9 protein-coding genes and 1 pseudogene are annotated in these 9,965 nt (G+C 63.7%); 8 read left to right on the forward strand and 2 right to left on the reverse strand.

Annotation, left to right across the window (positions count from 1 at the left end):
- Together H8A95_RS38835 and H8A95_RS38840 are read left to right on the forward strand one after the other, a co-directional pair.
- Nucleotides 1–631: flagellar hook-length control protein FliK (locus H8A95_RS38835; RefSeq protein WP_229187857.1), on the forward strand; the 631-nt coding region annotated here is incomplete at its 5' end.
- A 10-nt stretch (nucleotides 632–641) separates the two neighbouring features.
- Nucleotides 642–1,364, forward strand: a complete 723-nt coding sequence (locus H8A95_RS38840; RefSeq protein ID WP_229187858.1) for a flagellar hook assembly protein FlgD — start codon at nucleotides 642–644, stop codon at nucleotides 1,362–1,364.
- A 901-nt stretch (nucleotides 1,365–2,265) separates the two neighbouring features.
- On the opposite strand, the gene H8A95_RS38845 is transcribed toward H8A95_RS38840, so the two are convergent.
- Nucleotides 2,266–3,243, reverse strand: a complete 978-nt coding sequence (locus H8A95_RS38845) for a helix-turn-helix transcriptional regulator (protein ID WP_233287373.1) — start codon at nucleotides 3,241–3,243, stop codon at nucleotides 2,266–2,268.
- 543 nt (nucleotides 3,244–3,786) lie between these two features.
- On the opposite strand from H8A95_RS38845, the gene H8A95_RS38850 reads away from it, so the two are divergent.
- Nucleotides 3,787–3,966, forward strand: coding sequence for a hypothetical protein (locus H8A95_RS38850; RefSeq protein WP_229187860.1), 180 nt, complete (start codon nucleotides 3,787–3,789; stop codon nucleotides 3,964–3,966).
- A 72-nt stretch (nucleotides 3,967–4,038) separates the two neighbouring features.
- Entirely contained in the window at nucleotides 4,039–5,289 is a 1,251-nt protein-coding gene (locus H8A95_RS38855) for an OpgC family protein (RefSeq protein ID WP_229187861.1), read from the forward strand.
- A gap of 66 nt (nucleotides 5,290–5,355) precedes the next feature.
- Here H8A95_RS38855 and H8A95_RS38860 read toward each other — a convergent pair whose 3' ends face one another.
- Nucleotides 5,356–6,135 (reverse strand): alpha/beta fold hydrolase, encoded by a 780-nt coding sequence (locus H8A95_RS38860; protein WP_229187862.1) that lies wholly within the window; start codon nucleotides 6,133–6,135, stop codon nucleotides 5,356–5,358.
- Nucleotides 6,136–6,704: 569 nt separating this feature from the next.
- Between H8A95_RS38860 and sciP the strand changes: the two genes are divergently transcribed.
- From sciP to fliH, 4 genes and pseudogenes are all read left to right on the forward strand, one after another.
- Entirely contained in the window at nucleotides 6,705–6,980 is a 276-nt protein-coding gene (gene sciP / locus H8A95_RS38865) for a CtrA inhibitor SciP (protein ID WP_002714638.1), read from the forward strand.
- A gap of 173 nt (nucleotides 6,981–7,153) precedes the next feature.
- On the forward strand, nucleotides 7,154–8,785 hold the full coding sequence (gene fliF, locus H8A95_RS38870) for a flagellar basal-body MS-ring/collar protein FliF (RefSeq protein WP_229187863.1): 1,632 nt from the start codon (nucleotides 7,154–7,156) through the stop codon (nucleotides 8,783–8,785).
- A gap of 1 nt (nucleotide 8,786) precedes the next feature.
- Nucleotides 8,787–9,872, forward strand: a complete 1,086-nt coding sequence (gene fliG, locus H8A95_RS38875) for a flagellar motor switch protein FliG (RefSeq protein WP_021077001.1) — start codon at nucleotides 8,787–8,789, stop codon at nucleotides 9,870–9,872.
- A pseudogene (gene fliH, locus H8A95_RS38880) lies at nucleotides 9,872–9,965 on the forward strand (FliH/SctL family protein); the annotation flags it as partial. The gene fliG and the pseudogene fliH, both read left to right, overlap by 1 nt.

The following is a 9,965-nucleotide window of genomic DNA, read 5'->3' on the forward strand; positions in this document are numbered from 1 at the left end:
TGCAGCCGATGCCATCAAGGCCGATGCGAATGGCGACGGCAACGCCGCGCCGACGCCGACGGTCGGCGGCCACGCGGCTGCGCAGGCTCAGCTCGCGACACCCGATCCGAGCGCGCAGACGGCAACGACATTCCAGGCCCAATTGGCGACCCAGACGACGCCGTCTGCGACCGCGCAATTGACCGTGACCAACGCCGCGCAAAACGCCGCGGTGCCGCTCAGCGGACTTGCGATGCAGATCGCAGCCTCCGCCAAGAGCGGCAAGAGCCGCTTCGAGATTCGCCTCGACCCCGCCGAGCTCGGCCGCATCGACGTCCGCATCGATGTCGATCGCAACGGCCAGGTGACCTCGCATCTCACCGTCGAACGTCCGGAGACGCTGTCGATGCTGCGCCAGGACGCCAATCAGCTGCAGCGCGCGCTCGACAATGCCGGCCTCTCGACCGGCAATGGCGGATTGCAGTTCAGCCTGCGCGATCAGTCGCAGTCGGGGCAGAACAACAACGGCCAGTCCAATCCGAACGCCCATCGTTTGATCGTTGCCGAAGAGGACAGCGTTCCCGCAGCGGCGGCAGGCCGCTCCTACGGCCGCGCAACCGGCGCCCTCGGCGGCGTCGATATCAGAGTGTAAGGAGTTCACCATGGCAGTCGATGCAACCATGCCGACGCCCGTCGTCTCAGCACCGGGCACCAGCAGCGGAACGAGCTCCGGAAGCAGCAGCACCGGCAGCGGCCTGACCACCTCGTCGCAGGGCATCGCCGACAATTTCCAGACCTTCCTGACGCTCTTGACCACGCAGTTGCAGCACCAGAACCCGCTCGACCCGCTCGACACCAACCAGTTCACCCAGCAGCTCGTGCAGTTCGCCGGCGTCGAGCAGCAGCTGAAATCGAACGATCAGCTGAAGCAGTTGATCGCGATCGAGAAGAGCGCGCAGTCGACCCAGGCGCTGGTCTACGTCGGCAACACCGTGGCCGTCGACGGCAGCAAGACCCAGTTCAACAAGTCCGCAACCTGGAATCTGGTGTCTCCGCAAGCCACCAGCGCCACCATCACGATCACGAGCGCGACCGGCCAGACCGCCTATTCCGGCAATTTCAACCTGAAGCAAGGCAACGCCAGCTTCGTCTGGGACGGCAAGGGCAATGACGGCACGCAATGGCCGGCCGGCACCTACACGCTGACCGCCACCGGCAAGGATTCCAAGGGCAACGACCTCGCCATCTCGACCGAGATTCAGGGCGTCGTCGACTCCGTCGACCTCACCGCCTCCCCGCCGCTGCTCTCGATCGGCGGCCAGACCTACACCACCGACAAGATCAAGCGCGTGGTGCGCGGCGCGACCAGCGGCAGCAGCAGCTAAGTTACGCCGCCAGCTCGACAGATCGCACACCTTCGCCACCCGGATAGCCAAGCACAGGCCGCGCTCCCTCCAACCGTCGTCCCTGCGAAAGCAGGGACCCATACCCGACGGCTGGTGTTGTGAACGGGACTCGTCGTTCCGCCATCGCACAACAATGACGATTTTTGGTTGTGCCGGTACGCGATTGCGCAACCGAGGGCGTTGTCGGGCCGGGTCGTGCCAGGGCTCGTGTTTGCACAAGAGCGCCCGCCTCGCCCTGGGGGACCTTCCGAAATCGACGTCGCCAGACACATCCAGAAATAAATTGCGACATGTAAGCTGGCTGTAAGCTAGCGGGCGCAATCTTCGGTTCCGCACTTTGACCCCGAAATTCCGCCTTGAACCTTCGCGGCAGCCGACGCCGCAAGCCATTACGACCGGCAAGAGCCCGCCAGTGAACCTGACCCGCCCAGAACTCTCCACAGCATGCGGCGGTCACTCGCCCGCAGCTCGCCGAGACGATGGCCGAGAACGCTCGCCTCAAGACCATCGCCATCACTGTCATGCTCGAGATCGCAGCGCTCCAGGAGCGGCTGCCGCCGGCCGTCGGCGAATAAGCACGCAGCCGGATCATTGGACGACTGGCAGCGGGATCGATGCGACCCAATTTGCGGTCACGCTCGGGCCGCGGTCATCCCAATTGCTGCGCGCCCCGACGGACTCGACAAATTGCTGCAATCAGTTGCGCCATCTGACTCAGATGGATTCGCAGCGATAAGGCGGAGTGCCTGGTGCGCGGGGCGATCGATGCGCCCGATCATTGCCCGCCGCGCAACCGGCGCGGCCGGTACCAGCCTGCGCTACGCAACCGCTTGCTGCGCGCGCCATCGCATTGCACACGTTTCGATCGAGGCGGCGCAGCTCAGTGAGCCGCCTTTCGAGCAAGCCGAACGCCGCGCGGAGAATCGCCGAAACGAGTTCGGAACAAGCGGTTGAAATGCGAAACATCCGAGAAGCCGACCGCCAGCGCGATATCGGAAATCCGCTGACGGCCGGCGTGAGACTCGGTCAGCAGCTCGAGCGCCCGCTGGAGACGCAACTCGTTCAATCGCTCGGTGAACGATGTTCCCGATGACGCCATCAGGCGCTGCAGATAGCGAGGCGAGATGCCCTGGCACCGTGCGACCGTCTGAACGCTGAGCCCGGGCTCCTGAAAGTGGATGGTGATGTAGTCGAGTGCTGCGTCGTGACGTGCGGCCACGACGGCGCTCGCGCTGCTCTCACCCAAGGCAGGGCACTCGCCGATTGCGAGCGCAACGAGATCATGGATGTGGGTCACGACCGTATGACGAAGCCTTGGGACGGTCAGTGCTCGCGCCTTGAGCACCGACCTCAGATACACCGCGAAGAGGCGGAACGCTTCCGTGCGATGCCCGATCGGCCGCATGACCAGGCTTTCGACATTCGCTACACGCTGCTCAAGCGCCTCGCGCGGCACCGCCAGGCCGAACTGCAACCCATCGACATAAGTAACGCGCGCGGGCTCCGAATGCAGAATTGCGATTGCATCGCCGGCGCGAAGCTCAACGTCCCGGCCACGCTGCGATAGCTGGCTTCTGCCCGGAGCGCAGAAGATGACGCCGACGGAATCATCGCCATCGGCAAGGTCCGCCTGCAAACGCATGAAACGCATCGACGTGCCCTTCAGCGCCAGCGTACGCAAGCCCTGAACCGCTTGCAGGGACGCATCGGCCTGGAGCGGAATATCCGATAGAGGCTCGATATCGGCATGCACGACGCATCGCCCAAAGTGCTCACGCCATGCGGGGATGCGAATGCGCTCCGGAAGATCGCGCGTCGAAAATCGATACGATGCGGAATGGGCTGCGTCCGTAGGCATGGGGACCTCCAGCCTTCACAGAACATCAGACTGAAATGCTGCGGCACACCATAATAAATGTCTGCATTTCACGCACCGCCCTGCTCTCGATCCGTGCGCGCAAGTCCAAGAAGCCAAGTCATCGATCTGCTAGTCTCATTCACCTGTGATCGATGCTGATGTGAACTGGTTCACGTGTCGGTCAGAATATTACGTTTATACTGATCGTGAAAGTCGCGGCTCATATTTTCTCCTTAAGAGGAAATGATCGCGACGTCTCTATCTAGAATTGCCGCCGTCGGATTCATTGGACATCCCAGGCGGCGCGCAAGCGGAAATCAGCCTTACGACCCTGTTCGCAACTAACCCAGTTTCATGGAGCCGCGGGCAGACCACTTTGAAAGATTGCTGATATCAATTTTATTTCCCTGCTCTAGCCAAATCGCTAGCAGAATTCGTCGGACACAAAGTGCCTGCGGCACTGTTGGTTTTTGGCCGCCGGTTGAAATGGTCGAAATCTGTCACGTGGGAAGTCAACCTCAGTGATCAAGAAGGCGTTCGATCATGTCCACCATATTCGACATGCTTTATCACGAGTACTGTCGTGCCCGCCTCGCCGAAATGCGAAAGCAGCTTTCGATACCGGTCATCGGCGAAATCCTGCACGCGCCATCGGAGGACGCTGATCCTTCTGGTCCCCACGACCGCGGCTGGACGACGGAAGAAGCCACAACCACCGGATAACTCGAGCGCGCAGTCCTATTGGTTGGTCGGAGGCTGGTCCGGCACGCGTACGCACGCCAGACAGATCGACAGATGCATGATCGAACCCACACCTCGAAGCGATTGATCGGCGAAACTCCGCCGGAGTTCAGATCGACTGGCCGCGATCCGCGCATCGACGTCTGTCGCGGGATCGCGCTGTGGTGGATCTTTCTCGACCACATTCCCAATAACGTCGGAAGCTGGCTGACACTGCACAACTACGGCTTCTGCGACGCCGCCGAAATATTCATGTTCATCTCGGGCGTGACCTGCGCGCTTGCCTACGGCAGAACGCAGCAGCGTGACGGCTGGAAGGGCATGATCGGCCGCTCGCTGCGGCGGGGATGGGACATCTATGCCGCGTTCCTCCTGCTTACGCTCGCTTGCGCCGTCCTCATCTACATCGCCGGCAACGACCTTGCCGACGAGAGCAATACGCGGGTTCTGTTCGAACGTCCCGGCGCGACGCTTGCGCACGCCGCAATCATGCAATACCGCCCCGTCAATACCGACGTCTTGCCGGTCTTTGTGATCTGTCACGTACTGTTCGCACCGCTGCTGTGGCTGCTGCTGCGAGCACCAAGCCTGACGCTCGGCCTTTCGTTGTTGCTCTATGCGCTGGTGCATGTCTTCGGCTTGCGCGTTCCTGCCTGGCCCGAGGGCGTCTGGTTCTTCAATCCGCTGGCATGGCAGGTTCTGGTCGTGCTGGGTGCATGGTACGTGATCGAAGGTGAAAAGATCCGGCGATGGATGTCATCGCGCGCCGTGCTGGTTCTTGCCGCTCTCTATCTGGCGTTCGGCTTGGCCCTTGCGCTCGGCCATGCCATCCCGCTGATGCCGCAGACCTGGGCCGATCACGTCTTTCCATTGGACAAATCGAATCTGAGCCCGTTGCGGCTGCTGCATTTTCTGGCTCTAGCAGTCGTCGCATCATGGCTCGTTCCCAAGGGCTGGCGGGGGTTGTCGACGCCGCTGCTGCGCGGCGCGCGGTGTTGCGGCGAGAATTCGCTGCCGATCTATTGCCTCGGTGTCCTGCTGGTGCTCGTCAGTCAATTTGATCTGTTCGACATCTCGAACCGGCCTTCGATGCAGATCGCGTTCAGTCTTGCCGGCATCTTGATGATGATCGTCGTTGCGGCGTTCCTGAACGCGCTCAGCACCAGGCGCAAGCCCGCGGCGGACGCAGTCGATCGAGACATGTCCGCCGCCGTTACAGGCTGGAAAGGCGGGGATTGCGCAGGCAGGGCCGCGCTTGCGCCACAGCTGACAGCCGTCCACATGCGATCAACGTACCGCCCTTGATGAAAATTTGAATCGTGGCGGAGATTCCGGGGCCGTTGCGTTAGCGACGCACGGAGAAGCCGACGCTTACTCAGGCCGTCCCGCTGCATCGAGGATCAGCCGCGCGATCGGCTCGGGCTGCGAGATCAGCGCGAGGTGGCTGGCCTTCACCTCGATCGTGGTAGCGCCCATCCGCTTCGCCATGAAGCGTTCGAGATCCGGATTGATGGTGCGGTCTTCGGTCGAGACGGCGTAGTAGCTCGGTTTGCTGCGCCAGGCCGCGTGGCTGGTCCTGCCGGTGAGCAGTTGCTTGTGGAACGGCTGCTGCACCGCATAGAGCACCTTTGCCTTCGCTTCCGGCAGGTCGCCGGCGAAATCGCGCAGGAACGCCGCTTCGCTCAGCCAGCCCTCGTCGCCATCGAACACGATGCCGGCGCTGGCCGGCGGCGTCGGATAGGTTTTCGCCAGCGCGGAGTAGTCTTCCTCAGCACCGGGCGCGCGCGCGGCGACATAGACCAGCGCCGAAACATTCGGATGCACGCCGGCCTCGGTGACGATCATTCCGGAGAAGGAATGGCCGACCAGAACGGTCGGACCGTCCTGACGATCGAGCACACGCTGCGCCGAGGCGACCGCATCCGGCAGCGTGGTCAGCGGATTTTGCACGGCCGTCACATTGAGCCCGGCCGCCTGCAGGCGCGGTATGACCTCGGACCAGCAGGAGCCGTCGGCGAACAGGCCATGCACCAGCACGACATTGCGCGCCTTCACCGGCGGCGCGGTTGCGGCCATGCCGCGCGAGGACGCCAGTGACGCTGCAGCGCCGGCCAGCAAAGCGGTCGAGAAAGTGCGTCTGTTCATCATCATGATCAAGGCTCGGAGCGAGGGATTGGAGAAGCGCGCACCTGCGGTGAGCGGACACCCTCTCCTACGCACGCAACCGCGCGGGGTTACGCGCGGTGCCGAAGTGACGATCAAGGATCGGTGAACGGACGGACATACCGACGATCGTTCACGCTGCGTGGCGTGCAACCGCGATTGCGGAAGCGAGCTTCAGATCGATGATTCCGCTCAGGGCTTACCCCTCTCCCCAACCCTCCCCCTCCAGGTCCCGCAAGGGGGGGAGGGAGCCTGACCAGTGTGCTCACCCCACGTCGCACAACCGATGCGCATGCGATGGAGGTGAGGGACGCACCGGCGAATGGGTTCCCTCCCGCCTTGCGGGGGAGGGCTAGGGAGAGGGGTGCCGCTTGCTCCGCAGCCTGACGAAACGGCGACAAAGCGGCATCCGGCGGACAATTCGGTCCCTCGCCGGCCCGCTGTTCCCGGCCGTTCCAACGAGATTCGTATTGAACGCTTGGGCTTAGGCAAATTTTAAACCGGTGGGCGTAGGTTACCTCCTGCGAGTTCAGTGGTTGAGAGTTTGTGAGTACGCCATGACAGAACCCCATCGCCCGAGGGTGAAATACGTCATCGGGCCTGACGGCAGCCCGTTAACGATTGCGGATTTGCCGGCCCCCGGTACCAAACGGTGGGTCATCCGCCGCAAGGCCGAAGTTGTCGCTGCGGTTCGCGGCGGCCTGCTCTCCCTTGAGGAGGCCTGCAGCCGCTACACGTTGACCGTCGACGAATTCCTTTCCTGGCAGTTCTCGATCGACCAGCATGGCCTGGCCGGACTGCGCACCACACGTATCCAGCAGTACCGGCAGTAAGTTCCGCCTGAAAAGGTGCATTTGACGAAAACCGGCCTCGCTTTGCGAAGCCGGTTTTTTTCATGTCCGCGTTTTTGCCGCGGTTCTTAACCTTCGTTAACCATATGGAAACCATACCCTAGGCAATATTTGCCCAGTCGGACCCGCGTGGGCCGAATCCCTGGGGGCCGTTGGTGCAAAGTCTGGTTGCTTTCCTGCGAGGTCTTGGTGCGGCCCGCCTTGCGGCCATGGTTGCGGTCACCGCGGCCCTGATCGGTTTCTTCGCGTTCGTCATCATGCGCGTCACCACGCCGCAGATGACCACCCTCTTCACCGACCTGTCGACCGAGGATTCCTCTGGAATCATCAAGGAGCTGGAGCGCCAGGCGATCCCGTTCGAGCTGCGCAGCGACGGCGCCGCGATCATGGTGCCGAAGGACAAGGTGACGCGGCTTCGGATGAAGCTCGCCGAGGGCGGCATGCCCAAGGGCGGCGGCGTCGGCTACGAGATCTTCGACAAATCGGACGCCTTGGGCACCACGAGCTTCGTTCAGAACATCAATCACTTGCGGGCGCTGGAGGGCGAGCTCGCCCGTACCATCCGCGCCATCGACCGCGTCCAGGCCGCGCGCGTCCACCTCGTGCTGCCGGAAAAGCCGCTGTTCTCGCGCGAGACGCCGGAGCCGTCGGCCTCGATCGTGCTGCGGGTGCGCGGCACGCTGGAGGCCCAGCAGATCCGGGCGATCCGCCACGTCGTCGCCTCCGCGGTCAACGGGCTGAAGCCGCAGCGGGTCTCGATCGTCGACGAGGCGGGCCAGCTGCTCGCCGACGGCGCCCAGTCCGACGCCGACGCCGCGGTCGGCGACGAGCGCCGCGCCGCCTTCGAGAAGCGGATGCGCAAGCAGGTCGAGGACATCGTCTCCTCGGTGGTCGGCGCCGGCCGCGCCCGCGTCCAGCTCTCCGCCGACTTCGACTACAACAAGATCACCCAGACCTCGGACAAGTTCGACCCCGAGGGCCGGGTGCTGCGCTCGACCCAGACCCGCGAGGAATCCAGCCTCACCGCCGACAATTCCGGCCAGGTCACCGTCAACAACGAGCTGCCGGGCAACCAGAACCAGGACAACGCCGCCCGCGCCCGCGACCAGAGCAAGAAGAGCGAGGAAACCAACAATTACGAGATTTCCCGCACCACCAAGACCGAGGTGACCGAGGCCGGCCGCGTCAACCGCATCTCGGTCGCAGTGCTGGTCGACGGCGCCTATTCCAAGAACGAAAAAGGCGAGATGGTCTACCAGGACCGCACCAAGGAGCAGATCGACCGCATCGCCGCCCTGGTCCGCTCCGCGATCGGGTTCGACCAGAAGCGCGGCGACCAGGTCGAGGTCGTCAACCTCCGCTTCGCCGAACCGCCGACCGCACAACCGATCACCGAGCCCACCGGCCTGCTCGGCATGCTGCAATTCACCAAGGATGACGTGATGTACGTCATCGAGCTCGGCGTCATGATGATGCTCGGCCTGGTCGTGCTGTTCATGGTGGTCCGCCCGCTGGTCAAGCGCATCGTTGCGGCCGACGTGATTCCAGCGCTGGGCGGCGGTGCGGGCCTGCCGGCGCTCGCCGAAGCCCATGCAGAGAGCGCCGGCACGCCCGGCCAGGCACTGATCCCGAGCGGCAACGGCGCGGCGCAATTGATCGACGTCGCCCAGATCCAGGGCCAGGTCCACGCCCAGGCCGTGCACCGGGTCGGCGAGCTCGCCGAACGCAATCCGAACGAAACCGTCTCCATCGTCCGTCAATGGCTGAGCGAGCCGGTAGAGAACTGACATGGCCGCCGTACCCCAGACCACCAACGCCAACGACATCGCCACCGTCCTCTCGACGCTGGCGAACCGGCAAAGCGCCCGGCCCAAGGGCAAGCCGCTGCCGGGCCCGAAGCGCGCGGCGATCCTGATGCTCGCGCTCGGCGAGCAGTATGGCGGCAAGATCTGGTCGATGCTCGACGACGAGGAGGTCCGCGAGCTGTCGGTCCATATGTCGACGCTCGGCACCGTCGAGGCCGACGTGGTCGAGGACCTGATGCTGGAATTCGTGTCGCGGATGTCGGCGTCCGGCGCGCTGATGGGCAATTTCGACGCCACCGAACGGCTGCTTCAGCAATACCTGCCGGCCGAGCGCGTCACCGGCATCATGGACGAGATCCGCGGGCCGGCCGGGCGCAACATGTGGGAGAAGCTCTCCAACGTGCAGGAAGAGGTGCTCGCCAACTACCTCAAGAACGAATACCCGCAGACCATCGCCGTGGTGCTGTCGAAATTGAAGCCGGAGCACGCCGCGCGCGTGCTGGCGATCCTGCCCGAGGACATCGCGCTCGACGTGGTCGGCCGCATGCTGCGGATGGAGGCGGTGCAGAAGGAAGTGATCGAGCGCGTCGAACAGACGCTGCGCACCGAGTTCATGTCGAACCTGTCGCAGACCCGCCGCCGCGACGCCCATGAGGTGATGGCCGAGATCTTCAACAATTTCGACCGCCAGACCGAGACCCGCTTCATCACCTCGCTGGAAGAGGAAAACCGCGAATCCGCCGAGCGCATCAAGGCGCTGATGTTCACCTTCGACGACCTGATCAAGCTCGATTCCGCCTCGGCCCAGACCCTGATGCGCAACATCGACAAGGACAAGCTCGGCGTCGCGCTGAAGAGCGCCAACGAAGAGGTGCGCAGCTTCTTCCTCGGCAACATGTCCTCCCGCGCCGGCAAGATGCTGATGGACGACATGGCAGCGATGGGCCCGGTCCGGTTGCGCGACGTCGACGAGGCGCAGGCGCTGCTGGTCAACCTCGCCAAGGACCTCGCCGCACGGGGCGAGATCACGCTGACCAAGAACCGCGCCGACGACGAGCTGGTGTACTGATGGCCGCACCCGCAAAATTCCTCTTCGACACCGACTTCTCGGCGCCCGACCGCGCGCGCGAGCGCGCGCCGACCCCGGCCGAGGTCGCGCAGA

This window comes from Bradyrhizobium oropedii, assembly GCF_020889685.1.
Lineage (GTDB): Bacteria > Pseudomonadota > Alphaproteobacteria > Rhizobiales > Xanthobacteraceae > Bradyrhizobium > Bradyrhizobium oropedii.